The 24,562-nt window shown below is 70.9% G+C and carries 22 protein-coding genes; 7 read left to right on the top strand and 15 right to left on the bottom strand.

What is annotated here, in order from left to right; translation table 11 throughout:
- Window positions 1-19: 19 nt before the first annotated feature.
- The 8 genes from ACU4ZT_RS01335 to ACU4ZT_RS01300 form a co-directional block, all read right to left on the bottom strand.
- Window positions 20-553, bottom strand: coding sequence for a hypothetical protein (locus tag ACU4ZT_RS01335; RefSeq protein WP_214583674.1), 534 nt, complete (start codon window positions 551-553; stop codon window positions 20-22).
- Window positions 554-833: 280 nt separating this feature from the next.
- The gene (locus tag ACU4ZT_RS01330) at window positions 834-1,391 is read right to left on the bottom strand and encodes a hypothetical protein (protein WP_063072250.1); all 558 of its coding nucleotides are present in this window, start codon (window positions 1,389-1,391) and stop codon (window positions 834-836) included.
- Window positions 1,392-1,649: 258 nt separating this feature from the next.
- Entirely contained in the window at window positions 1,650-3,173 is a 1,524-nt protein-coding gene (gene arfA / locus ACU4ZT_RS01325; protein ID WP_270980744.1) for an arabinosylfuranosidase ArfA, read from the bottom strand.
- A 187-nt stretch (window positions 3,174-3,360) separates the two neighbouring features.
- Window positions 3,361-5,079, bottom strand: a complete 1,719-nt coding sequence (locus ACU4ZT_RS01320; RefSeq protein ID WP_445337658.1) for a carbohydrate-binding protein — start codon at window positions 5,077-5,079, stop codon at window positions 3,361-3,363.
- 124 nt (window positions 5,080-5,203) lie between these two features.
- Window positions 5,204-7,255 (bottom strand): glycoside hydrolase family 127 protein, encoded by a 2,052-nt coding sequence (locus ACU4ZT_RS01315; protein ID WP_445337656.1) that lies wholly within the window; start codon window positions 7,253-7,255, stop codon window positions 5,204-5,206.
- Between the two features lie 62 nt (window positions 7,256-7,317).
- Window positions 7,318-8,079: a carbohydrate ABC transporter permease gene (locus ACU4ZT_RS01310; RefSeq protein WP_445338684.1), complete on the bottom strand. Its 762-nt coding sequence runs from the start codon at window positions 8,077-8,079 to the stop codon at window positions 7,318-7,320.
- Between the two features lie 185 nt (window positions 8,080-8,264).
- Window positions 8,265-9,206 (bottom strand): carbohydrate ABC transporter permease, encoded by a 942-nt coding sequence (locus ACU4ZT_RS01305; protein WP_063072253.1) that lies wholly within the window; start codon window positions 9,204-9,206, stop codon window positions 8,265-8,267.
- Between the two features lie 5 nt (window positions 9,207-9,211).
- Window positions 9,212-10,468: a sugar ABC transporter substrate-binding protein gene (locus ACU4ZT_RS01300; protein ID WP_445337655.1), complete on the bottom strand. Its 1,257-nt coding sequence runs from the start codon at window positions 10,466-10,468 to the stop codon at window positions 9,212-9,214.
- Between the two features lie 161 nt (window positions 10,469-10,629).
- On the opposite strand from ACU4ZT_RS01300, the gene ACU4ZT_RS01295 reads away from it, so the two are divergent.
- Together ACU4ZT_RS01295 and ACU4ZT_RS01290 are read left to right on the top strand one after the other, a co-directional pair.
- Window positions 10,630-11,655, top strand: a complete 1,026-nt coding sequence (locus ACU4ZT_RS01295; RefSeq protein WP_081235091.1) for a LacI family DNA-binding transcriptional regulator — start codon at window positions 10,630-10,632, stop codon at window positions 11,653-11,655.
- Window positions 11,655-12,179, top strand: a complete 525-nt coding sequence (locus tag ACU4ZT_RS01290; RefSeq protein ID WP_445337654.1) for a nucleoside/nucleotide kinase family protein — start codon at window positions 11,655-11,657, stop codon at window positions 12,177-12,179. The genes ACU4ZT_RS01295 and ACU4ZT_RS01290 overlap by 1 nt, the downstream gene beginning before the upstream one ends.
- A gap of 4 nt (window positions 12,180-12,183) precedes the next feature.
- Here the strand turns inward: ACU4ZT_RS01290 and ACU4ZT_RS01285 are convergent, their stop codons facing one another.
- Window positions 12,184-13,425, bottom strand: coding sequence for an ATP-binding protein (locus ACU4ZT_RS01285; RefSeq protein WP_445337653.1), 1,242 nt, complete (start codon window positions 13,423-13,425; stop codon window positions 12,184-12,186).
- A gap of 94 nt (window positions 13,426-13,519) precedes the next feature.
- The gene (locus ACU4ZT_RS01280) at window positions 13,520-14,380 is read right to left on the bottom strand and encodes a serine hydrolase domain-containing protein (protein ID WP_445337652.1); all 861 of its coding nucleotides are present in this window, start codon (window positions 14,378-14,380) and stop codon (window positions 13,520-13,522) included.
- A 137-nt stretch (window positions 14,381-14,517) separates the two neighbouring features.
- Here ACU4ZT_RS01280 and ACU4ZT_RS01275 point away from each other — a divergent pair, with 137 nt between their 5' ends.
- A complete protein-coding gene (locus tag ACU4ZT_RS01275; RefSeq protein WP_063072258.1) occupies window positions 14,518-14,853 on the top strand; it encodes a hypothetical protein in 336 nt (111 codons plus the stop codon).
- On the opposite strand, the gene ACU4ZT_RS01270 is transcribed toward ACU4ZT_RS01275, so the two are convergent.
- Genes ACU4ZT_RS01270 through ACU4ZT_RS01260 form a run of 3 tightly spaced genes read right to left on the bottom strand, consistent with a single transcriptional unit; the run spans window position 14,819 to window position 16,016 of the window.
- Window positions 14,819-15,385, bottom strand: coding sequence for a GNAT family N-acetyltransferase (locus ACU4ZT_RS01270; protein ID WP_414748566.1), 567 nt, complete (start codon window positions 15,383-15,385; stop codon window positions 14,819-14,821). The two genes, ACU4ZT_RS01275 and ACU4ZT_RS01270, sit on opposite strands and share 35 nt — an antisense overlap.
- A 31-nt stretch (window positions 15,386-15,416) precedes the next feature.
- A complete protein-coding gene (locus ACU4ZT_RS01265) occupies window positions 15,417-15,815 on the bottom strand; it encodes a polyketide cyclase (RefSeq protein ID WP_063072260.1) in 399 nt (132 codons plus the stop codon).
- Between the two features lie 9 nt (window positions 15,816-15,824).
- Complete coding sequence (locus tag ACU4ZT_RS01260; RefSeq protein ID WP_445337651.1) at window positions 15,825-16,016, bottom strand: hypothetical protein; 192 nt, start codon at window positions 16,014-16,016, stop codon at window positions 15,825-15,827.
- Between the two features lie 520 nt (window positions 16,017-16,536).
- Here ACU4ZT_RS01260 and ACU4ZT_RS01255 point away from each other — a divergent pair.
- The 3 genes from ACU4ZT_RS01255 (at window position 16,537) to ACU4ZT_RS01245 (ending at window position 21,323) form a co-directional block, all read left to right on the top strand.
- Window positions 16,537-19,908 (top strand): RHS repeat-associated core domain-containing protein, encoded by a 3,372-nt coding sequence (locus ACU4ZT_RS01255; protein WP_445337650.1) that lies wholly within the window; start codon window positions 16,537-16,539, stop codon window positions 19,906-19,908.
- A 287-nt stretch (window positions 19,909-20,195) separates the two neighbouring features.
- Window positions 20,196-20,564, top strand: coding sequence for a hypothetical protein (locus ACU4ZT_RS01250; protein ID WP_445337649.1), 369 nt, complete (start codon window positions 20,196-20,198; stop codon window positions 20,562-20,564).
- A gap of 240 nt (window positions 20,565-20,804) precedes the next feature.
- Window positions 20,805-21,323 carry an RHS repeat-associated core domain-containing protein gene (locus tag ACU4ZT_RS01245; RefSeq protein ID WP_445338683.1) on the top strand — a complete coding sequence of 173 codons (519 nt, stop codon included), beginning with the start codon at window positions 20,805-20,807 and terminating at the stop codon, window positions 21,321-21,323.
- 980 nt (window positions 21,324-22,303) lie between these two features.
- Here ACU4ZT_RS01245 and ACU4ZT_RS01240 read toward each other — a convergent pair.
- On the bottom strand, window positions 22,304-22,840 hold the full coding sequence (locus tag ACU4ZT_RS01240) for a GNAT family N-acetyltransferase (protein ID WP_445337648.1): 537 nt from the start codon (window positions 22,838-22,840) through the stop codon (window positions 22,304-22,306).
- A 29-nt stretch (window positions 22,841-22,869) separates the two neighbouring features.
- Window positions 22,870-23,550, bottom strand: a complete 681-nt coding sequence (locus tag ACU4ZT_RS01235; RefSeq protein ID WP_445337647.1) for an SDR family NAD(P)-dependent oxidoreductase — start codon at window positions 23,548-23,550, stop codon at window positions 22,870-22,872.
- A gap of 101 nt (window positions 23,551-23,651) precedes the next feature.
- Here ACU4ZT_RS01235 and ACU4ZT_RS01230 point away from each other — a divergent pair, with 101 nt between their 5' ends.
- Window positions 23,652-24,509, top strand: coding sequence for a helix-turn-helix transcriptional regulator (locus tag ACU4ZT_RS01230; RefSeq protein ID WP_445337646.1), 858 nt, complete (start codon window positions 23,652-23,654; stop codon window positions 24,507-24,509).
- Window positions 24,510-24,562 lie beyond the last annotated feature (53 nt).

The following is a 24,562-nucleotide window of genomic DNA, read 5'->3' as shown; positions in this document are numbered from 1 at the left end:
GTACGTGCGGATGGTCCGGTCAGCGACGCCAGGTCGGCGCGTGGCGCGTGAAGAGGGTCCAGCTGTGGTGCACGGTGTCGATCTGACCGAATCCGTCGACGAACTGGCCTTCGCAATTGGGGCTGGGGAAGCTGACGACGCTGGTGCCGTACTCCGACGGGATGAAGACATTCACGTGACTGTCGGTGTCGAGGTTGTTCCGGTAGTTCGGGAAGGTCTCGCAGTAATGGAAGCTCGGACGGTCGGCCCCGTTGACCCACTTGTTGCTGGGGCCCGCGACCATGAACGACTCGACGTTCTGCCCGCCGCGGGAGACCGGGGTCCAGTGCGTCGTGAACGTGTACATCTGGGTGGCGACCTTGGATTCCGTGGGGTCCCCGGCCGGGCTGGTGCTCACGGAGGACTCGGCGGCGTGGGTGGTCGACGGGGCCGCGGACGCCGGCGCGATGCCGAGGCCGACGGTGGCGGAGAGCGCGACGGCCGCCGCGGCGGCGACGGTCCCCGCTCGGCGGCGGAGGCGCGAGGGTCGGGTGGAGTGCGTGGTGGATGGCATGACGATGATGCTCCGTTCGTGGGTGGGAGATCAGAGGCTAAGGAGCCCGCCGATCCCGCGGACGGGCGCATCCACACCGAGCGGGTGATGGGGACTCTCGGCACCCACGCACCGCGGATGTGCATGCGCGCACGACCCGCGACGCCGCGCACGCGCCCCGCCGCGCGAGGCCGAGCTGGTGGTGCGACCGACCGCACCTCGTCGGCGGGTCGCGCTGACGGACGACGGCCGACGTCTCCGCGGGGGAGACGTCGGCCGTCGGTGCGTGCGGATCGTCCGGTCAGCGAGGAGCCGGCGCGTGGTGCGTGAAGAGCGTCCAGTGGATATCCCCCCTGTCGATCGGACCGCTTCCGCCGACCTTCGAGTAGTCGTAGCCGGTGCACGAGGGGCCGGAGTAGCTGGTGACGGTGGTGTTGAGGATCTGCGGCAGGACGATGCCCACGTTGCGGTAGTCAGTGATCTTGGGGTCATATCCGGGGTACGTGACGCATTCGTTGATGTCGTTGACGGCCAGCCCACCCGGCCTGACCGAGTAGCCCCGGATGCGGAAGGACCGGATGTTCTGCCCCCCGTCGGCGACCTTGACCCAGTGCGTCTGGAACACGAACCGGTACTGCGCGCCGGGCCACTTGGGCGCCGGTCCGGGCTTGGCTCCGGGGATGGTGATCTGGGAGGCGTCGGTGGGGGTGGACGCCGGGGCCGCGGCGGCCGTGGCTGCGGATGCCGGCGCGATGCCGAGGCCGAAGGTGGCGGAGAGCGCGATGGCCGCGGCGGCGGCGACGGTCCCCGCCCGGCGGAGGCGACGCGAGGATCGGGTCGAGGGCGCGATGGATGGCATGGCGATGGTGCTCCGTTCGTGTGTGGGTAGAGCGAGAGGTTAGGGAACCATCCCGATCCCGCGGGCGCGCCCATCCACAGCGAGCAGGCGCTGGGGACACCGCCGTACCCTTCCGTCTCGGATGTGCATGCGCGTTCGCGTACGCCGCGCACCGCGCCGGACGCATGCGCACCGCGAACGATCCGCGCCCGCCCCATCACGCACGACGCCCGCCGGCCGCGGATGCGGCGCGACGGGCGCGTGGTCGAGCGGGTGCGGCTAGCCGAGCGACACGGCCGTCCACGACACGGGCGGCAGCGTGATCGTGAGGGTGCCGTCCGTCAGCGACGCCGAGGCGTTCGGCGTGAGGCCCACGCGCTCGCGGTCCTCGAACGTGTTCTTCGCGTAGACGTCGTCGTCGTGGATCCCCACGGCCTCGAGCACCTCGGACACGGCGAGGCCGGCGACGTCGACCTCGATGGAGAGGGCCTCGGTCAGGCTGCGGTTCACGAGGAAGACCGCGGCGCGGCCGGTGGCCTCGTCGAAGGTCGCGACGGAGTCGACGAGCGGCGCGGTGCCGTGCACCTCGGTCTCGTACGTGCCCACGTCGATGCGCGGGCGCAGCACCTCGCCCTGCGCGAGCCGGCTCGTGACCGAGAACGGGAAGAATGTGGTCTGGCGCCAGGCGCCGCCGCCGGTCTCCGTCATGATCGGCGCGATCACGTTCACGAGCTGCGCGAGGCTGGCCGACGTGACGCGGTCGCTGTGCTTGAGCAGCGTGATCATGAGGTTGCCGAGCACGACCGCGTCGGCGACCGAGTAGACGTCCTCGAGCAGGTGCGGCGCGTAGGGCCAGCCCTCGGTGATGACGCCGGACTCCTGGTGCTCGTCGAGGTACCAGACGTTCCACTCGTCGAAGGAGATGTTGATGGTCTTGTCGCTCTTGCGGCGGTACTTGACCTGGTCGGCGGAGGCGACGACCGTGCGGATGAAGTACTCCATGTCGAGCGAGGAGGCGAGGAAGCTGCCGAGGTCGCCCTTGCGCTCCTGGTAGTAGGCGTGGGCGGAGATGAAGTCGACGTTGTCGTACGCGTGCTCGAGCACGGTGCGCTCCCACTCGCCGAAGGTCGGCATGCCGGATCCGCTGCTGCCGCACGCGACGAGCTCGAGCGTGGGATCCACCATCTTCATGGCGCCGGCGGTGCGGTTCGCGAGCTTGCCGTAGTCGTCGGCGGTCATGTGGCCGACCTGCCACGGGCCGTCCATCTCGTTGCCGAGGCACCACATCCTCACGCCGTGCGGCTCGGGGGAACCGTTCGCGATGCGCTGGTCGGAGAGGGCGGTGCCGCCCGGGTGGTTCGCGTACTCGAGGATGTCGAGGGCCTCGAGCACGCCGCGCGTGCCGAGGTTGACGGCCATCATCAGCTCGCTGCCGGTGAGCTCGCACCAGCGCGCGAACTCGTCGAGGCCGACCTCGTTCGTCTCGAGCGAGTGCCAGGCGAGGTCGAGGCGCTTCGGGCGCTCGGCGCGCGGGCCGACGCCGTCCTCCCAGCGGTAGCCGGAGACGAAGTTGCCGCCGGGGTAGCGGATGGTGCTCGAGCCGAGCTCCTTGACGAGGTCGACGACGTCGAGGCGGAAGCCGTCGGCGTTCGCGGTGGGGTGGCCGGGCTCGTAGATGCCGTCGTAGACGCAGCGGCCGAGGTGCTCGACGAACGAGCCGAAGGTGCGGCGGTTGACGGGGGCGACGACCGCGGTGCGGTCGATGGCGATCCGGGCGTCGGGGGCGGGACGGGCGTCGGTCATGGAGTGGTCCTTCACTTCATCGGGAGCGGGGCCGATCGACGCCGGGGGTGCCGGGTGGATCCGAGCCGTTACAACGTTGTAAGAGCAACGCGGATCCATTCTCGCGGCGGCGTCGGGGCGGTGTCAACGCGACGCGGGCCCCGCAGCCGGTGAGGCCGCGGAGCCCGCGTCGGGTCGGTGGCGCGGATCAGCGCCGGGTGACGGTGATCGAGTCGAGCTCGGCGAAGCCGCTGCCGCCCGCGAAGTTCGGCGACCCCTTCGCCAGCCGGATGACGTTCGACCCGGCCTGGAGGGTGACGGACGTCGACACGGTCGCGAAGCGCCCCCAGCCCCCGGTGGTCGGGTACGACAGCGACGTGAACGCGCCGCCGTTCGACGCGAGCCCCTGCGTGGACGTCGCCGTCCCGCCGTTGGCGTAGCGCACGCCGAGCGCGTAGGAGCCGGCCGTCGGCACGTCGACCGTGAAGTCGACGAAGCTGTCGCTCCGCATGTCGGCCGAGCCGACGATCCCACCCACGTACGAGCCGTTCGAGGCCGCCGAGGATCCGAGGATCTGCGCGTTGACGACCGTGGCGTTCTCCGCCTCGTACGTCTGCTGCGTGCCCTGCAGCATGCTCGTGGTGGGCCCGGACGCGGGCGTGACGACGACCTGGTACGCCTGCGTCGCATCCATCCCCGCCACCGGGATGGAGACCGCGCCACCGACGACGGGCAGCGTCTGCGTGGAGAGGGTCGTCGGGGCGGCCACGTTCGTCTTCCGGCCCGTGCCCGGCGTCGAGGACAGCGTCACGCGCACGCTGCTGCCGAAGGACCCGATCCCGGTGACGCGCACGGTGTTCGTGCCGGAGTCGCCACCGAACACCCCGTTCACCACCTTCCGGGAGCCGTCGAGCGACGCGATCCCGTCGAGGTCGCCCGCCGCCGTCACGGGCAGCATGTTCCCGCTCATGTCGCCGTACCACTTGTACATCCAGTAGGAGGCGGTGGGCTTGCCCTGGTAGAGCAGGCCGTTCATCGTCCCCGACTCGTACCAGTACGCGCGCTCGGCGTCGTGGACGCCCGCCCGCTCGAACTGGGCGATGTAGTGCAGCGCCGAGCTCGGCACGTCGACCTCGCCGGTCCCCGCGTACTCGTTGATGGAGATCCGCCGCGGCGAGATGCCCAGCGACCTCTCCAGCGCCCGGTAGTCGGCGACGTGCTCGTCGACCCCCTTCCAGCCCTGGGACAGCTCGTGCCAGACGATCACGTCGGGGAGCGTGCCCGTCGCCTTCGCGTTCTGGAGGAACGAGCGCATGAAGGTCGCGTTGTAGACCGTCGTGCCGGGACCGATGATCGGCGTCACCGTGTCCTTGGCGCGGATCTGCCGGTAGGTGCGCGTCCAGCCGTCGTTGTAGGGCCCCGCCTTGGCGGTGTCCCAGGTCCCGTCGGGCTCGTTCCAGATCTCCCAGCCGTCGATCCCCGTGTTGCCGGTCGCGGCCAGGCGCGCGTCGACCATCGTGTCAACCTTGCTCAGCCAGTCCTGCCAGCTCACCCACTTGTACGGGAAGTTCGGGTAGATGTCCGGCATGCGGACGTACTGCTGCCCGCCGGTCGCGGTGACGCTCGGCGCGACCTTCAGCGCGTCGCCCGTGGGGACGGTCGCGCCGTTGCCGAGCTGCTGCACCCCGGGCGGCGGCTGCGTGTGCTGCCGCAGGCGGAGCGGCTGCAGGATCGACGGATCCGGCATCGTGCTCGTCGCGAACCCGTAGAGGCCGCCCGCGGCGACGTGCGTGACCGGCCGGAGCGAGCTGCCCGCGTCGATGGTCAGCGTCCCTCCCGCCGCGGTGGCCGGGCCGGCGGAGGCGACGAGGCCCGTCGTCGCCAACCCGATGCTCATGATCCCCGCCAGCAGTGCTCTTCTTCTCATCCCATGCTCCTTCGCGTGGTGGTCGCGGTGCCGCCCCGGTGGGCGGCGATCCCGGTGACCGGTTCCGTGCAGTCGTGCTGGTCGTCCCGTCGGATCTGCCGGCCGGCGGGGACGCGGGGGCGGGTCACCGGTCACCGGTCGCCGGGGCGACGGGGATCCAGACCCGCATGGTCGAGGGGCCGCGGTTGGCCCAGGAGGCGTACGGCACGAGGTCGACGAGGCCGAGGTCGTCGATGCGGGCGCCGCGCTCGTCGTGGGCGCCGCGGTCGTCGGACGCGCCGGCCGGGCCGTACGGCCAGTCGGCGGGATCCGCGACCCGGCGCGAGAGCAGCACCCGCGCGCCGCGCCCGGTCGGCTCGGGCGCCGTCGCGGCGTCGACGGACACGTCGCCCACCTCGCCCGAGGGCAGGTCGGTGGACTCCAGCGCGAGCACGAGCGGCCCGCGCTCCACCGCGACCTGGCCTCGCACGGCGTCGATCCGCGGATCCGGCGCGACGAACCGCGCGGTCACGGGCAGGTCGACGGTCATCGTCTCGCCCGCGCGGAACCGGCGGCGCATGACGACCCGCCGCCCGCGGGCCTCGACCGGGGAACCGCCCGGCTCGGTGACGGTCGCGGTGCGGGCCCACGCGGGGATCCGCACGGCCAGCTCCACCTCGCGCTCCGTGTCCTCGCGGAACGTGATCGCCACGTCGCCCTCGTACGGGTAGCCGCTGCGCACCGACAGCGCGACGCGCGTGCCGTCCTCGAGCGCGGTGTCCACGTCGTAGGAGCCCAGCTGGTGGATCTGCACCCCCTCCGGCGAGCGCGTCGCGAAGGTCAGCTCCATGCTCGCGAGCGTGCGGGCGACGTTCGTGGGGCAGCACGACACCTCGAACCACGGCGCGCGGAGGCTCGCGAGGGCGCGCGCGTTCACCACGTCCTCGTCGGGCGCGACCCCGGGGGTCCGCTGGTGCAGCGTGTTCGTGTAGAAGAAGGCGCGGCCGTCCTCCCGGGGGGAGGCGAGCACGGTGTTGAGGAGCGTGCGCTCGATGAGGTCGGCGTAGCGCGGGTCGTCCTCCTGCAGGAGCAGCCGCCACGACAGCATGTTCGAGGCGATGCCCGCGCAGGTCTCGGCGTACGCGCGGTCCGGCGGCAGCTCGAAGTCGGCGCCGAACGCCTCGTCCTGGTGGTGGGATCCCATGCCGCCCGTCACGTACGTGCGGGTGCGGACGGTCTCCTCCCACTGGCGGCGCACCGCGTCGGCGAGCTCGGCGTCGCCCGTCTCGACGGCCACGTCGAGGGCGCCGGCCGCGAGGTAGAGCGCGCGCACCGCGTGGCCGCGGAGCACGTCGGCGTCCCGCACCGGCACGTCGTCCTGGAAGTACTCGGCTCCGTACTCGATCTGGCCGAGCAGCCCGTGGCCGCGCCGCTCGACGAACAGGCGCGCCAGCTCGACGTAGCGCGGCTCGTCCAGCGCGCGGCCGAGCTCCACGAGCGCGACCTCCACCTCCGGGTGGCCGCACACGGCGACCCGGCCGTCGGGCCCGAACGCCTCCCACAGGTGGTCGGCGACGCGCGCGACCACGCCCACGAGCTCGGGTGACGCGCCCGTGCGGTGCGCCGCGACGCCCGCCTGGATCAGGTGCCCCATCGAGTACAGCTCGTGGCCCCACTCGAGGTCGGAGTAGCGCGGCCGCTGCCACGCGCGGCCGAACGACGTGTGGAGGTAGCCGTCGGGATCCTGCGCCGCGGCCACCCGGGAGACGAGCCGCGCGAAGCGGCCGGCGAGGTCGGCGCGCGCGGCGACGGCGGCCTCGTCGCGGGCGTCGACGGACCGGCCGAGCTCCCACGCCATGCCCTCGAGCAGCTTGTGGATCTCCGAGTCGACGAACTCGATGCCGGCGTGCCCCCACCCCTCCTCCCCCGATGCCGCGCGGTCGAAGTTCGAGGTCCAGCCGATCCGCTCCATCCACTCCTCGCAATGGCGGAGGATCACGTCGGCGTTCAGCCGCTGCCGCTCGCCCCAGAAGCCGTCGACGAGGCGGATCTCGGACGCGTCGAGCGGGGTCAACCGCGACGCGCTCGGCGCGACGGGGCCGCCCGGGCGGGCAGGGCGCGAGCCCGGGCGGGCAGGTCCCGGGCCCGGGGCGGCGGGAGGGGCGACGGTCGGGTCGACGGCGGCGGTGCGGGTCACGGGGTGTCTCCTCGTAAGGGAAGGGGGATGCGGATCGGGGACCACAGCGCGCGGATCACGCGTCAGTCCTTCACGGCGCCGGCGGTGACGCCCGCGGCCACGTAGCGCTGCGCGACGATCAGGAGGACGGTCGCCGGGATGGACGCGACCACGGCGGTGGCCATGATCGAGTTCCACTCCTGGTTGTTGTTGCCGATGTAGCGGTAGATGCCGAGCGTGATGGTCTGCGCGGTGCCGCCGCTGTTCAAGGTGGACGAGAACACGAAGTCCGACCACGCCCACAGGAAGGCGAAGAGGCCCACGGTCACGACCGAGTTGCGGCTCACGGGCAGCACGATCGAGACGAAGGTGCGCCAGGTGCCCGCGCCGTCGAGCTCGGCGGCGGACAGCAGCTCGTCGGGGATCCCGCGCATGAACGCCGTGAAGATGAGCACCCCGAACGGCACGGCGAGCGTGCTGTCGGCGATGATCAGCCCCCACCACCGATTGAGGATCCCGGCGTTGAGGTAGATCGCGTAGAAGCCCATCGCCATGATCACCTGCGGGATCATCTGGGCCACGATCATCACGAAGCCGAGCACGCCGCCGCCCACGGGCCTCAGCTTCGCGAGCGAGTAGGCGGCCGGCGCCGAGAGCGCGATGGTGACGATCACGGTGCCGAGGCCGACCACGAGGCTCGTGCCGAGGTACGGCAGCTGGTCGCGCATCACCGCCGCGTAGCCGTCGAGGGTGGGCGTCAGGGGGAACAGCTGCGGCGGGCTCTGCCGCATCCGGTCGGTGGGCGTCAGCGAGACGTTCACCATCCAGTACACGGGGAAGAGCATCACGGCGGTGAGCAGCACGCCGATCACGGTCGTCGCGGCGCTGCGGCGGCCCCTCCGGCGGATCTGCGCGGCGCGCTCGGGCGAGCGGGCCGACGCGGACGCGGGACGGCGGCCGACGGGGGCGGGGCCGGCGGTTCCGGTGGGGCCGACGGGGCCGGCGGGTCGGGCGGGAGCGGCGGTGGACATCAGCTCTCCTGCTTCCTCTGCACGCGCAGGTAGACGAGGCCGCAGACGAGGGCCATGACGATGAGGAGGTTGCCGACCGCGGCGGCCGGCCCGAAGGTGGGCAGCGTCGACCCGAAGCCGAGCTGGTAGGACCAGATGGCGAAGGTCGTCGAGGTGTCCCCGGGGCCGCCGCGGGTCATGATCCAGATGATGTCGAACACCTTGAGCGTGTAGACGAGGCCCAGCAGGATCGTGATCGCCGACACCGGCGCGAGCAGCGGGAACGTGATGCGCCGGAAGCGCTGCCACGACGTCGCGCCGTCGAGCGACGCCGCCTCGTACAGGTCGCTCGGGATGTTCTGCAGGCCGCTGTAGAGGATCACGAGGTTGAACGGGATCCCGATCCAGATGTTCGCGACGATCACCGACGTGAGCGCCCACTGCGGCGAGGTGAGCCAGTTGACCTGACCGCCGCCGAGCGCGCGGATGGCGGCGTTCACGATCCCGCTCTCGCTGTTGAGCATCCACGACCAGGTCGACGCGCTCACGATGAGCGGCAGCAGCCACGGCACCAGGAACAGCGCGCGGAGGGTGGCCGAGAGCCGGAACCGCTGGAAGAAGAACACGGCCAGCGCCATGCCGATCGTGAACTGGAAGGCGATGGAGACGAGCGTGAAGGTGAGCGTGTTCGCGAGGGCCGGGCCGAAGGTGGGGCTCCGGACGATCTTGGCGAAGTTGTCGAGTCCGATGAACGGCGCCGACCCGTCGATGAACGAGCGGATCGTGTAGTCGCGCACGGACAGGTCGACGTTCCGGATGAGCGGGTACGCGTAGAAGACGGCGAGGTAGACGACGACGGGGACGAGGAACGCCCACGCCGTGAGCTGACGAGGTCCGACGCGGCGGGGCCGCCGGGCGTCGACCCGGGGCGCCTCGCGGCGGGTGATGGCGGGGGCGCTCATCCGGGTCAGCCGTTCGCCGACTCGGCGGCCTTCTGGGCCTCGTCGAGCGCGTCCTGGGGGCTGGCCGCTCCGCTGAGGCTGTTCTGCACGGCCTTCCAGAGCTGCTCGGAGATGCGCGGGTACTTCGTGCCGAGGTCGTCGCTCGTGCGGCCCTTGGCCTCGCCGACCGCGGTCACCCAGGGTGCGAGGTCGGGATCCGCCGCCACCTGCGCCTTCTGCGCGTCGGCCGTCGGCGCGACGTAGGAGAGCGTGGTGTCGGTGGCGACGAGGTTGTCCGTGCTGGTGAGGCAGGCCTGGATCCGCTTCGACACGTCGTACCTGGCCTGGTCCCGCTGCACGGGGACGGTGAGGAACTCGCCGCCGGTGGGCGCGGGGGCCGAACCGCCGTCGCTCGCGGGGATGGAGAGGATCCCGTAGTCCATCCCGGAGTCCTTCACGCCCTTCAGCTGCCACGTGCCGTTCTCGCCGAACGCGTACTCCCCGGTGAGGAACTCCTGCCACGAGGTGGTCTGCGTGTTGCCGATGACGCTGTTGGGCGCGAGGCCGCGCTTCACCCAGTCGGTCCAGAGGGTGAGTGCCTGCACGGCCCGGTCGGAGGAGAGGTCGGTGAGCTCGGCGCCGGATCCCCAGAAGAACGGCAGGAACTGGAAGCTGCCCTCCTCCGTGCCGATGCCGGAGAACGTGATGCCCTTGCCGCCGGACGCCGTGACCTTCTCGAGCGCCGCCGTGAGGGAGGCCCAGTCGGTGACGGTGGCCGGATCCACGCCCGCCTTCGCGAGCACCGTCTTGTTGTAGTAGAGCGCGAGGGTGTTGGCGCCGATGGGGACGCCGTACGTGTCCTTCCCGATCTGGCCGGCCGCGAGGACGTTCTCCTCGAAGCCGGAGACGTCCGCGCCGGTCTCGTCCGTCGTGGCGAGGAGGCCGCCCTCGGCGAGCGTGGAGACGACCGGGTTGTCGACGAGCAGCAGGTCGGGTGAGTTGCCCTGCTGGCCGGCGAGGAGCGCCTTGCTCGTGAGGTCGGAGGTGTCGTAGGCGGTGCGCTGGACGGTGACGCCCGCCTCGGTGCCGCACGTGTCGACGAGCTTCGCCCAGGCGGAGGAGGCGTCGAACTGGGGGTACGGGTCCCAGAACGTGTACGTGCCGCTGGCGGCGGATCCACCGGAGGCGGCGCTGCCTCCGGTGGAGCAGCCGGCCAGGGCCAGTCCGGCGACGAGCGCGCCGGCCGCGACGGCCGCGCGCGTGGAGCGGGGGAAGGAGTTCACGGGTTGTCCTCTCGGGATGCTGCAGGGCAGGCCCCCGAGGAGTCCGCGCGCGTCGCGCGGCCGCCTCCCCGATGAGGACTGCAAACCGAAACCGGTTTCGGTATGGAAGGTACGACCGCCTCGTTTGCTTGTCAACATCTGGATGAACTATTTTCGAACTCGTGACCATCGACGGGCCGAGGCCGGGATCCGGCCCGGTGACCCTCGCGGACGTCGCGCGAGCCGCGGGCGTCAGCGTCGCGACCGCCTCCAAGGCGCTCAACGGACGGGCGCAGGTGCGCGAGTCCACCCGACGACGCGTCGAGGAGGCCGCGACCGCGCTCTCCTTCACGCCGAACTTCTTCGCGCAGGCGCTCAACTCCTCGCGCACCGGCACCATCGGCATGGTCACGAGCGACCTCGACGCCCGCTTCGTGCTGCCGATCCTGCTCGGCGCCGAGGACGCGTTCGGCAAGGGGTCGCTCTCGGTGCTGCTCGCGGACGCCCGCGACGACGCGCTCCGCGAGCAGATGCACCTGCAGTCGCTGCTCACGCGCCGGGTCGACGGCCTCCTCATCGTGGGGCGCACCACCAACCCGCGGCCGCCCGCGCCCGTGATGGCCGGCGTGCCCGTCGTCTACGTCTACGCGCCGTCGACGGGAGAGGGCGACGTGTCGTTCACACCCGACAACGTGATGGCGGGGCGCCTCGCGGCCGAGCACCTCATCGCGCGGGGGCGCACGCGCATCGCGCTCGTCAACGGCGAGTCGTCCTACGCGGCGGCGCACGACCGGGCCGAGGGAGTGATGGCGGCGCTCGCCGACCACGGGCTCGAGCTGGTCGGTGGATCCTCGCTCTACGGCCAGTGGGGCGAGGCGTGGGGCCGGGACTGCGCGCGCCTGCTCGTGCGCGGCGGGGACCCGGTCGACGGGATCATCGGTGGCAGCGACCACATCGCGCGCGGCGTGCTCGACACCCTGCGCGACGAGGGCCGCGACGTGCCGGGCGACGTGGCGGTCATCGGCTTCGACGACTGGGACCTGCTCGTGAGCGAGGCACGGCCGCCGCTGTCGAGCGTGGCTATGGAGCTCGAGCACCTCGGCCGGATCGCGGCGCAGCGGCTGGTCGACATGATCGACGGCGAGCGCACCGCCGGCGTGCACCGGGAGCCCGTGCGCGTCGTGGCGCGGGCGTCGACCGGCGCGTGATGACGGCACCCACGCAGGCCCTGTTCCTCGGCGGGCGCTCGGGCGTCGGCAAGTCGACGGTGGCGGCGGAGGTGGCGCGGATCCTCGCGGCGGCCGACGTCGCCCATGCGCTCATCGAGGGCGACGCGCTCGACCAGGCGCACCCGGAGCCGTGGCGGCACGGGATCCCGCTGGCCGAACGGAACCTCGCATGCATGTGGCGGAACTACCGCGACGCGGGCTGGACGCGCGTGATCTACGCGAACACCGTCAGCATGCTCGAGCTCCCGGGGCTCACGGCGGCGCTCGGCGGCGAGGTCGAGGCGGTGGGCGTGCTGCTCACCGCGAATGACGCGACGGCCGCCGCGCGGCTGGCGGGGCGCGAGATCGGGTCGGGGCTGGCGGAGGCGGTGGAGCGCAGCGCGGCGGCCGCGCCGCGGCTCGAGGCGGCGGCGGATGCGGTGCACCGCGTGGCGACCGACGGGCGGACCGTCGCGGAGATCGCGGCGGAGGTGGTGGCGCTCAGCGGGTGGACATCGGGCTGACGCTTCAGACGATCCGCGGCCACGTGCTGGTCAGATGCGCCTCGATCGCCCGGTGCCGGAAGCCGTAGGACGTGCCCCGGTCGATGATGCCGCGCACGGTGTCCAGGCGTTGCGCGGTGGTCCCGACCTCCGCGGCCCTCGACCGGCCCATCTCCTTCGCTATGCGGGTGAGCGTGCGCTCCTCGGTCGGCAGCGCGGCCATGGCCTCCACGAAGGCGCGCTCCCTCGGGGGCAGCCGCTCGAGGATCCGCTCCACATGCGCGGCCGCCTCGCGCTCCGCGCCCCGCCAGCCCGCGTGGACCTCGTCGCGGGTGATCGTCGTCCCCGATCCGGCGTACCAGGCGCGCTCCCCCGCCAGTTGGAAGAGGAACGGCTCCCCTCGGCACAGGTCGACGACCGCGGCGACGGCGTCCTGGTCCATGCGGATCCGACGGGTGCGACCGGAGCCCTCCGCGACCTCCCAGCCGGGCACGACGAAGTCCTGCAGCGCGGCGCGGATGTCCTCGTCGTCGATCGCCGTCAGGACGGTCGTGCGGAAGCGGCGCGCGAACGTCGCCCCCTTGTGCGCGCCCGCCCGGTCCTCGAAGTCCGGCAGGCCCGTGAGGTACACCGCGATCGGCAAGGACCTGCGCACGTGAGCGCCGCCCGGGACCACGACGTCCTGCTCGTGCGTGATCGCGTCGCCGAGGGCGATGAGGAGCTGGGAGAGCGTCCGCTCGTCCGTGATGTTCTGCACCTCGTCGATGTGCACCAGGACGACCCGCTCCTGCCGCATCGCCGCTCGCCCGACTTCGACGAGCAGCGCGGTCAGCGCCGTGTGCGGCTCGGGGCCGGCCTGCTCGGATCCCGCGCGCACCGTCAGCGACAGCCCGGCGGCGGCGACCGCCTCCACCCTCGCGATGGACTCCTTGATCCGCTTCTCACGCACCGAGGGCAGCCCCGCGGCGCGAGCGAGCTCCAGCACCGCGGCCGCGACGGGCTTCAGCGGGTCGACGCCGAGGGGGATGCGGAGCTGCGGCGTGACCCAGTCCCCGTCGCGAGCAGCGGCCTGCGCGATGCGCCGCACGAGCGAGGACTTGCCGAGGCCGGGCTCCCCGAGCACCGTGCGCCCGCGCTCGGGGAGCCCGCGGAGGAGCCGGGGGCGGACCACGTCGCGCCAGTCGCTGAGCTGCTCGGTGCGGCCCGCCCAGATCTCCGGGACCGTGTCGGAGCCGGGGCTGAAGGGGTTGTCGGTCGCGTCACGCATGTTGGTAATGTTACCAAGGTCGCCTGGTCTTGGTAACATTACCGATGACAGTGCTTGGTGGTTCAGGCCCTCCCAGCCGCGTCCGCGACCGCGGTCACCGCCAGCTCCGCGAGCCGGTGGTCGCGCTCCTCCCCGTGGGCCGTGATGGTGACGACCGCGTCGCGGGATCCGTCGACCAGCACGTACTGGCCGTAGCGGCCGTCGAGGCGCCAGGCGTCGCCCGGGCCGTCCCAGGTCGCGAGGCCGTAGCGGGCGAAGGGGCCGCGGGATCGTCGTGGCCCGTGTCGACCCAGGTGCCGTGCATCCGGTCGACCCACTCCGCGCTCACGAGCTGCCGGCCCTCCCACGCGCCGCGGTCGCCCAGCAGCCGGCCGATGCGCGCGAGCTCGCCGGTGCGGAGCTCCAGGCCGCTGCCGCCCACGATGAAGCCGAGGGGACAGCGGTGCCACTGCGGGTTCTCGATGCCGAGCGGCTCGAACAGGCGCGGGAGGAGCCAGTCGCGGACGTCGCCGACCGCGGCGGCGAGCATCCGCAGGGCGACGTAGGGGCTGGCGTCGCTGTAGCGGAAGACGCGGCCGCGGCTCGGGAGGCCGAGCATCGCCTGCGCGAGGTCGGGGCCGGGCACGGGCTCGTCGCCGAACCAGGCGAAGTCGATGCCGCTCGTCATGGTGAGGAGGTGCTCGACGGTGACACCGTCGACGCCCGGGCCGAGGTCGAGATCCGGCAGCAGCTCGGGCACGCGGGTGTCGAGCCGGAGGATCCCCTCGTCCACGGCGATGCCGACGGCGACCGCGCACACGCCCTTGGACACCGAGTGCAGGTTCTCGCGGTCGTCGCTGCGCCAGCGGTGCGCGACCTCGTCGTCGCCGATCCGCACGACCGCGCCGTATGCGCCGAGCCGCTCGCGGTCGATGCCCTCGACGAGGCGGGCGAGGGCGTCGGCGGCGATGCTCATGGATCCAGTGTGGCGCGCGGCGGCATGGTCGGCCGGCGGGGGCGCGGGTCTTCCCCGGGCGGGGGAACCGTGCGAGGGTGGCGGCTCGGCATCGGCGCGACGAACGCGAGCGGCCGATCGAGACGGCAGGGGACGGCATGCGGCTCGCGACGCGGATCACCATCGGGGTGCTGGCGGGGGAGCTCGTCGCGCTGGCGGTGCTGCTGCTCCTCGCCGATCGGTGGGAGGACATGGGCTGGCCCGTTCTCGGGATGGAGCACCCGCTGATCGCGGTCGGGTTCGCGCTGCCGCCGCTCGTGGTGCTGACCGCTGTCGTGCTCGTGCTGCTGGCGGGGACGCGGATCGTCGTGGCTGAAGCCGGCGCGTGGCGCGCGCGGCGGGAGTGGGACCGGGAGCAGGCGGACGCCGCGGCCGCCGGTGCCGCAGCCTCGGCCGGGCTCAGAGCATCGTCGCGTCCCGCTGCCCGTCGGTGAGGGCGCGGTCGGCGTAGACGAGGCGCATCACGGCCGGGTCGGGATTGCCCGGATCCGGCCCGCGGTGCACGAGCACCAACCCGGCCCGCTCGGCCACGGCCGCCGAGGCCCGGTTGTGGGCGACGAGGTAGGCGACCACCGGCAGCTCGGGGCGGAGGATGCGCGCCCGCTCGATCGCCCGGCCGGCCATCTCGGTCGCGTAGCCGCGGCCGTGCACGGCCGGCGTGAAGCGGTAGCCGAGGTTCCAGAAGGCGTCGTGCGCGATGCCGCAGCCGCCGAACCCGACGACCGCGTCGGCGTCCCGTTCCCGCACGATCCAGGTGCCCAGGCCGTCGCGCTCCCAGTCCTCGACGCGCGTGCGGAGGAAGCGGTCGGTCTGCGCGGGATCCGTCACGCGGAGCGACGGGTAGTGGGTCCAGACGGCGGGGTCGGAGAGGATCGCGTGCACCTCGGCGGCGTCATCGGCCGACGGGAGGTGGAGGTCGAGCCGGAGGGTGCGGTCGTCGGGGTCGGCGAGGCGGGCGGCGGGCATGCGTCGACGGTAGCGGCGACCCGGCCCGGAGTCAGCCGCGCGCGACCAGCGCCGCGAGCCGGTCGAGGTCCGCCGCGACGAGCGCCGCGTCCTCCGCGAACGTGACGTCGGTCATGCCCGGCCGCCGGAAGAGCGTGAACACGACCTCGCTGCCGTCGTCGTTCGGGAGGACGCGCAGCGGGTTGCGGACCACCGTGCCGTCGGGGAGCGTCACGTCGTGGTCGAGGATCCCGAGCTCTCGCGGGCCCGTGAACGCGATCTCGATCGCGCCCATCGGCGAGTCCGACAGCCAGCGCCCGCCCTCGAGCCGGATCCCCGCGCTGACGCCCGCCGCCCACTCCGGCAGCCGGGCCGGATCCCCCGCGACGGCCACCACGGAGGCCACGTCGGCGTCGACGGATCGGGTGATGTGCAGCGCGGGCCAGGTCACGCTCCGACGCTACCCGGGAGCGGCACGAGCGCGGGAGCCGCCCCGAGAGGCCAGCACGCTCGCGAGCACGACGGGGAACGTGCCGGCGAGGGCGACGAGCGCGTAGCCGTCGCCGAGCACGAGGGCAGACGCCGCGGCGATCATTTGCAGGGCGAAGCCGACGACCTGCGCCGCTACGCCGACCAGCGTGACGTTCCGCAAGAAGCGTCGTGAGGACGCAGGGCTGTCAATGCCAGAAGAAACGTCGGCCGGGATCACAGTCGCGGTGGACAGCACCACCAGCGCCGTCCCGCCAGCACGATTCAAGGAAAGGGGTGCGTCATGTGCAGCGCTGTTCTCCAGCACGCTTTCCGCGAATCCGGATGTCGCGACGCGTGTGTGCCACGGCGCAAGCTCTATATCCGGCAGATGACACGTCGGGCCCCGAGATGGCGGGGATGCATGGCACGGGGAAGCCTTGGTTGACAGTCACATGCCCGTCTCATGCCGTGTCCGCATATATGAGGACTTGCATTCACGCCCGCTGCCCCATACGACGATTGCGCATGAGTCGGCTGATTCCCACGCCTCGCCCCCAGACCGGGGGTCAATGCACTCGTTCGTGCCGAGTGGGTTGGTGCACCACGTAGCTTCGAAAAGGCACAGATGCCTGTGCAAAGAAGCTGAGGGGAAAGACATGCGCGTCACAAAACGCGGTGAGGGGACGAGCTTCGCTCGTCAAATGAGGTGCACGCTCGCGATCTTCGCGACCAGTGCCGTGATGATCACCGGGCTCGGCGCGATGCCGGCCTCCGCCGAGACGGCCGCGGCCGGCCCGGTGCAGTTCGAGGACCAGACGCAGGACCCTGCGCAGGTCGACAAGAAGATGCAGGACGAAGCCCAGAAGGCCGCGAAGGACGCCGTGTGGACGCCGGGCACGATCCCGGCCGAGCCCGCCGACGCCGACAAGCCCGCGGCCGAGCCGACCGAGTGGAAGATCCCGAACGCGGACCGCAAGCTCAGCCAGCCCGTGACGACCCAGCGCGTCCCTGCGGGCACGCCGGTCGGCGCACCGGGCCTCGGCGCGCTCCCCTACATGTCCTTCGAGGACATCACGCTCTCCGACGACACCGTCGCCCGCGTGAACCTCGCGAACGGCAACCTGCTGCTCACCGCCAACGACGGCACGAGCTCCGCGGCGGGCATCGGCGTCCGCGCCGACCGCTACTACAACGGCCTCTCCAGCTCCGCCGGCGCCCTCGGCGGCGGCTGGTCCTCCACCATGAGCTACGTCGACTTCGGCCTCACCGTGAACAGCGGCGAGACCGAGGCCACGTTCGTCGGCCCCTCCGGCTTCTCCGCGAAGTTCACCAAGAGCGGCACCACCTGGGTCGCCCCGTCCGGCTTCAACGCCACCCTGAGCAAGGGCGACACTTGGAAGCTCACGTACAAGGAGACGGGTGAGTTCTTCACCTTCGATCTCAACCTCAAGCGCCTGGTCAACCACGTCGACCGCAACGGCATCGGCCTCAGCAACGACTGGACCACGTCGGCCACGACCTACACGGTCAAGGACACCTCCGGCCGCTTCACGCGCGTGAACCACACCACCGGCTCCGACCCGAAGATCACCTCGATCGTCGACTCCACGAACCGGACCACGACGTACACGCGCAACGGCGCCGGACAGCTGACCAAGATCGAGAAGCCCGGCGGCGCCGTCACCACCATGACGTACGACTCCACCGGCCGTCTCGCGACGATGACCGTCCCGTCCGCGCCCGGCACGACGACGATCACGTTCGGCTACAACACCGCGCACAAGATCACCAAGATCACGCAGAAGTCCACGTCCCCGACCCACGGCGCCAAGGCCGACGTCGTGACGAACTTCGCCTACAACAGCGGCAACACGGTCGTCACCAACCCGAACGGGAAGGCCTCGACCTACGCCTACGACACCCAGGGCCGCGTGACCTCGACCAAGGACCCGCTGAACCGCACGAAGTCGCAGACCTGGACCGCGAACAGCGACGTGCAGACCTCGACCGACGCCCTCGGATCCGGCAGCACGCCCGGCAACGAGACCAAGTTCCAGTACGACGGCCTCAACAACGCCACGAAGACCGAGCTGCCCACCGGCGCCGCGGCCTCCGCGGTCTACACCGCCGGCGCCGGCTGTGCCTCCACCGGTGGCGACGCCTTCCAGGTGAAGTGCTCCACCGACGCCAGCGGCAACACCTCGAGCTTCGACTACGACGCGGCCGGCAACCCCACGAAGAAGAAGGACACCACCGCCGGCGGCACCGGCGCGGTCGAGTTCGAGCGCACCTACGACAACTGGGACCGCACCATCTGCGGCGGCTGGGCCGGACAGCTCTGCTCCGCGAAGGACGGCAACGGCAACGTCACCACGTACAGCTACGACAAGGTCGGGAACCTGACCAAGGTCACCCCGCCCGTACCCCAGGGTGCGACGACGTACACGTACGACGCTCTGTCCCGCGTCACCAGCGTCACCGACGGCAAGGGCGACATCACCAAGTACGCCTACGACGTCCGCGACCGCCAGACCCTCGTCACCTTTGACAACGGCGGCACCCTCGCGAAGACGTACTACCCGAACGGGCTCGTCCAGTTCGACTCCGACAGCTTCGCCGGGACCAAGCAGTTCGAGTACGACACCCTCGGCCGCACCACCCAGCAGATCGGCTCGCTCGCCGGCCTGAACCAGAAGTACACGCACGACGCGGCCGGCAACATCCTCACCTTCGAGGACACCGGCGGCATCACGACGAACACCTATGACGCCGCCAACCAGCTCACCAGCCAGCGCGAGCCCGGCGGCGTCTGCCCGACCAGCGGAACGCCTGCAGCCAACAGCGGCTGCACCCTGTTCGAGTACGACGGGAACGGAGCCGAGACCAAGCGGATCTTCCCCGCTGGTGCACAGGTCGTGACCACGCTGGACAAGTCCAGCCGCCCCACCCAGGTGCAGGCCAAGAACGCGGCCGGCAACGTCACCGCCGAGGTCGCGTACTCCTTCGCCAAGAACGGCACCGACACCACCAACATCCAGACCCGCACGAGCACGAAGGAAGAAGGCATCCCCGCGGGGGCCGTCACGGCCTACCAGTACGACTCCATGGACCGCATCACGAAGGCGGAGGAGAAGGCGGGATCGACGGTGAACGCCTCATGGGCGTACGCCTACGATGCTGCGGGCAACCGCACGAGCCAGACTCGCGCCGGGAACACCGGTGCCGATGCCGGCACGATCGGCTACACGTACAACGGAGCGAACCAGCTCACGAAGACCACCAAGGACACCACCGCGTGGGTCTATGACGCAATCGGCAACCAGGTCAAGAACGGCATCACCGGTGTCGTCGCGACCTACGGCGACCGTGCACAGGTGCAGTCCATCGGAGACACCAGCTTCGCCGCCTTCGGCGAGGGGAACACGGACACGCAGAGCGCGACCGGCGGACGATCGTTCTCCAACTCGCTCCTCGGCCTGTCGCGCCAGACGAACTCCTCCACGAACGTCGTCCAGAACTACGGACGCACGGGATCCGGAGAGGCAGTGGGCTTCCGCATCAACTCGAGCCACTACTACGTCTCCGATCTCCTCGGTTCCGTCATCGGGATGTTCTCCGGCGCCGGCATCTGGGAGGGCGGGTACTCGTACAGCCCCTACGGTGAGACCCGCGGCGTCACCGACGCCTCGCCCATCACGCTGAACTCGCTGCGCTACATCGGCGGGTACATGGAGTCCGAGAACCTGTACAAGTTCGGAGCGCGTTACTACGACGCGACCACGGGTCGATTCACCCAGTACGACCCGTCCGGCCAGGAAACGAGCCCGTACTCCTATGCGTCAGGAAATCCCATCTCTAAGCTTGACCCCACAGGGCTCGATGGAATCGACTTGAGAGAAGCTTCTATTGTCGGCCTGTCTGCTGGAGTAGGCGGTTTTGTTACCGGCTGCGCCACTGCTTTCCTCCTCGGAGGTCCGGTAGGATGCCTAGCTGGAGGTGCCGCGGTGGGCATTACCGGAATCGCAGGCGGCTTCGCCGCCGACCTCACCGCACAGGGCCTTCGCTCGCTCTAGGGGCGACTAAACAAAGTAGGTGAACACAATGAGTGATATATTTTCTGATACTGCAGTAATCGGCCTGATTGGTGGCATGATTGCGGTAGTAATTGCTGCCTCACTCCTCATCGTAAAGGAACATCGAAGGAAAAATCCAAAGCTGTAAGACATAGATCGGGTTCAGCCCACGTGCCTCGGCACGTGGGCTGCAGCCGTTCCATGCATGTCACTAGGTACCCGAAGGCTCGTCGGCGAGCGTGGCCGGATGCTCCTACATCGACTCGATCGACGAAGGAGACCACTCGGTGAACAAGGTGAGGGGCGACGTCACGCGCCTCGTGCGCGGCGTCGAGACACATCCATGGGCGCACCTGGAGGCCGGCTACTGGCGCGTCCAGGTCGAGGACCACCCCGTGCTCGGCTACGTCCTGCGGGTCCGCGCGGCGCTCGGAGACCCGTTCACGTACGAGATCCACGGCGAGTGCATGGAGAACGAGAACCTTTACAGGCTCGGCGCCCGCTATTACGACGCCACTACCGGCGGTTCACTCAGTACGACCCGTCCGGCCAGGAGAACAACCCGTACACGTACGCAGCAGGAAATCCCGTCAACTCCCTCGACCCCTCCGGGCTCGGCGAAGTTGACTGGGAGGAAGCCGGCAAGGTCGGTCTGACCGCAGGCGTCGGAGGCGCAGTGGGCGGATGTGTTTCTACGCTTGCCGCCTGCCCCGCTGGTGCGGCCACGGGCTTCGTCGGTGGCGCCATCGCCGGATACATCGGCAGCGTCGGCTACCAGCTCATCTCGTAACCAGCCCACATCAGAGAGCAGAAGGATGAACAGATGGATATCACGTTCTACGTGGGAATATTCGTACTGGCAGCAGTGACGGTAGGAATAATCACGTACATTCGCAATAAGCGCAAGAAGACCACTCTCAAGTGATCTGACTGCGGAAGCGCGACCAGCCCGGGCACTGACGTGCTCGGGCTGGTTCCGTCAAGGCGTCGTCAGTGGTCGACCGTACGCTTACGGTGAGATCCGCGGCGTCACCGACGCCTCGCCCATCAAGCTGAACTCGCTGCGCTACATCGGCGGGTACATGGAGAGCGAGAACCTGTACAAGCTCGGCGCCCGCTACTACGACGCCACGATCGGCCGTTTCACGCAGGCAGACCCGTCCGGGCCGGAATCCCAGCCCTACGGCTACGCGATGGGCAACCCCATCATGCTCCTGGACCCCACCGGCCTTGACACCTCCGGGGAGGCGCTCCTGCAGGGCGCCGTGGGTGGGCTCATCGGCGGAACCGTCACCCTCACATGCGGCGCTTTCGTGGCCGGCATCTCTGGCGGCGTACTCCTAGCAGGCGGTGGTGGCTACCTGTGCGGTGTCGCCGGCGCCGCAGTGGGTGCACTCGCCACGAAGGACATGTAGACCTAGCCAACATCACTAGGCGACAAACACATGAGGAGCCCGTGCCGCAAGGCACGGGCTCCTCATTGTCGTCACCTATTTGCGCGTGGTGCGAATGATCATTCGGACGAGGAAATACACGACCGTGAAACTGATCACTGCGATCAGAATAGACAGAGGTGCCTCGAGCTGAACTACCGCCAGGACAAGAGCGGCAACGACTACGCCGGACAGCACAATTGCGACATTCTCCCCCGACGTCAGCGGGCGCCGCTTCTTGGATAACTTATTTGCATTGCTCATCATGTGATGCTCCCCCTCAAGCTCAAGTAGATTCTCGGAATGAGACTACTCCATGAGGCTCTTAGTCAACGCATATCGACACGAACTACCCCGCGCCGTCACCTGATGATGGCCTCTTCGTATTAATCGCTTGCTCCAGGTGTCAGTGAGCTTTCCGAGACTTGCGGCGAGCGTGGCCGGATGCTCCTACATCGACTCGATCGACGAAGGAGACCACCCGGTGAACAAGGTGAAGGGCGTCACGCGCCTGGTGCGCGGCGTCGAGACCGACCCCCGGGCGCACCGGTAGGCCGGCTACTGGCATGTCCAGGTCGAGGACTCGCCCGTTGATGCGGGTCCGGGCGTAGCTCGGAGACCCGTTCACGTACGAGGTCCACGCGGATACGGCGACGAGCGTGGGCGACGGATCCGGGTCCATCGGGAAGCGTCCTCGAATGTGGCCGTGGCGATCGAGCCGCTCGTCCGGGCGGGCTGTGCGCGCCGGCGGCCGCGGAGGTCTCCAGGCGTGCCCGGCTGCGTGTCGGTCATCGGATCATCTCGTCAGCGATGGCGCTGCATGCATCGAGCACGGGGGCCATTCCCGGAGCTCTCCCCACCGCTCCCCCGTGAGGCCCGCCCCTGGGACGATCGCCCGCTGGGGCACGGGAGGGCGAAGGAGCATGCCGGTCTCGCGAGGCCGCGTCGGACGCTGCCGACGCTCACATCGCGACGCCCAGCGGCATCACGCCGGGCGCCGGATCCGTCGCCAACCGCGCGTGCGTCTCGACGTCGAACCGCTCGTCGCCGTACCGGAGCTTCGCGCGCTCGATCCCCTCGGCGCCGAAGCCGGCGCGCGTCGCGACCCGGCACGACGCCGGGTTGTTCACCCGGTGCCCGAGCTCGAGGCGGAAGAGGCCGTCGGCGAACGCCCACGCGGCCGCGCCCGCGAGCGCCCGGGTCGCGAGGCCGCAGCCCCGACCGGATCCCGCCAGCCAGTAGTGCAGCCACGCGGTGTCGTGCCGGCGGTCGATCGCGGAGACGCCGACGCTGCCGACCGCGACTCCCCCGTCGACGATCGCCCAGGCGCGGTGCGCGTCGTCGAAAGCGAGCGGACCCGTGATGTGCGCCTCGGCGCTCGCGATGGTCGACAGGTCCGCGCCGCCGAGCTGGGTCACGAGATCCGGCGTGGTGACGAACGCGTCGCGGAGCGCGTCGGCGTCGGACGCGATCCAGGGGCGGAGGTGGTGGCCGGGCATGCCCCCACCCTGCCAGCGCGCGCCCGGCCTCAGTACTCGATCCGCCCGTGCCGGCTGTGGAACTCCCCCGTCGGCCCGTCGGGTCCCACGAGCGCCATCGCGACGGTCGCGTCCGTCCCCTCGGTCACCGTCTGATGCCCGGTGTTGCCGTTGAAGTCGGTCGCCGTGTAGCCGGGGTCGGTCGCGTTGATCCGGAACCCCGGCAGGTTCTTGGCGTACTGCACGGTCGCGGTGATGAGGGCGGCCTTCGAGGTCGCGTAGGGCACGGTCATCACGTGGCTCTCGTCGGTCCCGTCTCCCGCGAGGGCGCGCGGCCAGCCCACGCCCGAGGCGACGTTGACGATCACGGGGGCGGCGGATGCCCGCAGCAGCGGCAGCGCGGCCTGCGTCACGCGCACCACGGCGACCACGTTCGTCTGCAGCACCGCCAGCATCGCCTCGGGGGTCAGGTCGTCGACGCCCTGGGTCGTGCCGAGGATCCCGGCGTTGTTGACGAGCACGTCGAGCGTCGGCAGCGACGCGATGGCGCGCTCGACGCTCGCCTGGTCGTCGACGTCGAGCTGCACGGGGTGGGCGCCGACGGCGCGGGCGGCATCGCCGTCGGCGGTGTCGCGCATGCCGGCGTGCACGGTGTGGCCGGCCTCGACGAGGCGGCGGGCGGTCTCGAGGCCGAGGCCCCGGTTGGATCCGGTGATCAGTGTCGTGGTCATGTCCCGAGCCTGCGCCTCCGCGTCCGCGCCGCCCAGGCACCGGTCGACGGGAGGACCGGCGGTACCAGGCTGATCCGCCCGCCAGCGCGGAGGATGGCAGCATGACCGAATTCGCGAGCGTCCTCCGCTCCTGGCGCGAGCGCGTGCAGCCCGCGGACGTGGGCCTGCCCGCGGGATCCCACCGCCGCACCGCGGGCCTCCGCCGCGAGGAGCTCGCCGCGCTCGCGGGCGTCAGCGTCGACTACGTCGTGCGGCTCGAGCAGGGCCGGTCGGTGAACCCGTCGCCGCAGATGCTGGGCGCGCTCGCCCGCGCCCTCCGGCTCACCGAGGACGAGCGCGACCACCTCCACCGGGTCGCGGGCGTCGCCCCGCCCGGCCGCGACGAGGTCCCGCGGCACATCACGCCGGGCGTGCACCGCATCGTCGACCGGCTCGGCGACGTGCCCCTCGCGGTGTTCACGGCGACGCACGACCTGCTGCTCTGGAACCCGCTGTGGGCGGCGCTCAACGGCGACCCGTCGACGCGCACCGGCTGGGACCGCAACCTCGTCTGGACCTACTTCACCCAGGGCCACGGAGGCACCGACTTCGACGCCGTGCACGAGGAGGAATTCGCGCGCGACCTCGCGGCCGACCTGCGCACGGCCGTCGGACGCTACCCCGCGGATCGCGCGCTCGCCCGGCTCGTCGCCCGCCTGCGCGCCGAGGTCCCGGAGTTCGAACGCCGCTGGAGCGAGGCGCGCGTCGCCGAGCACCGGTCGAGCCGCAAGACCGTGACGAGCACGCCGGTCGGCCCCATCACGATCGACTGCGACACCCTCTCGGTGCCGGGCAGCGACCTCCGCATCGTCGTCTACACGGCGGAGCCCGGCAGCACGGACGAGGCGCGGCTCGACCTGCTGCGCGTCACGGGCCTGCAGGCGCTGACGACGGCGCCGGTGGAGGTGGCGGGGGCCTGATCCGCCGCCGGCTTCGGGCCGCAGGCCGCAGGCCGCCGGCTCGACGCCGCCGC

This window comes from Clavibacter davisi (assembly GCF_052751415.1).
Note: the sequence above shows the minus strand (reverse complement) of the source record. Positions and strands in the feature narration are given on the sequence as shown.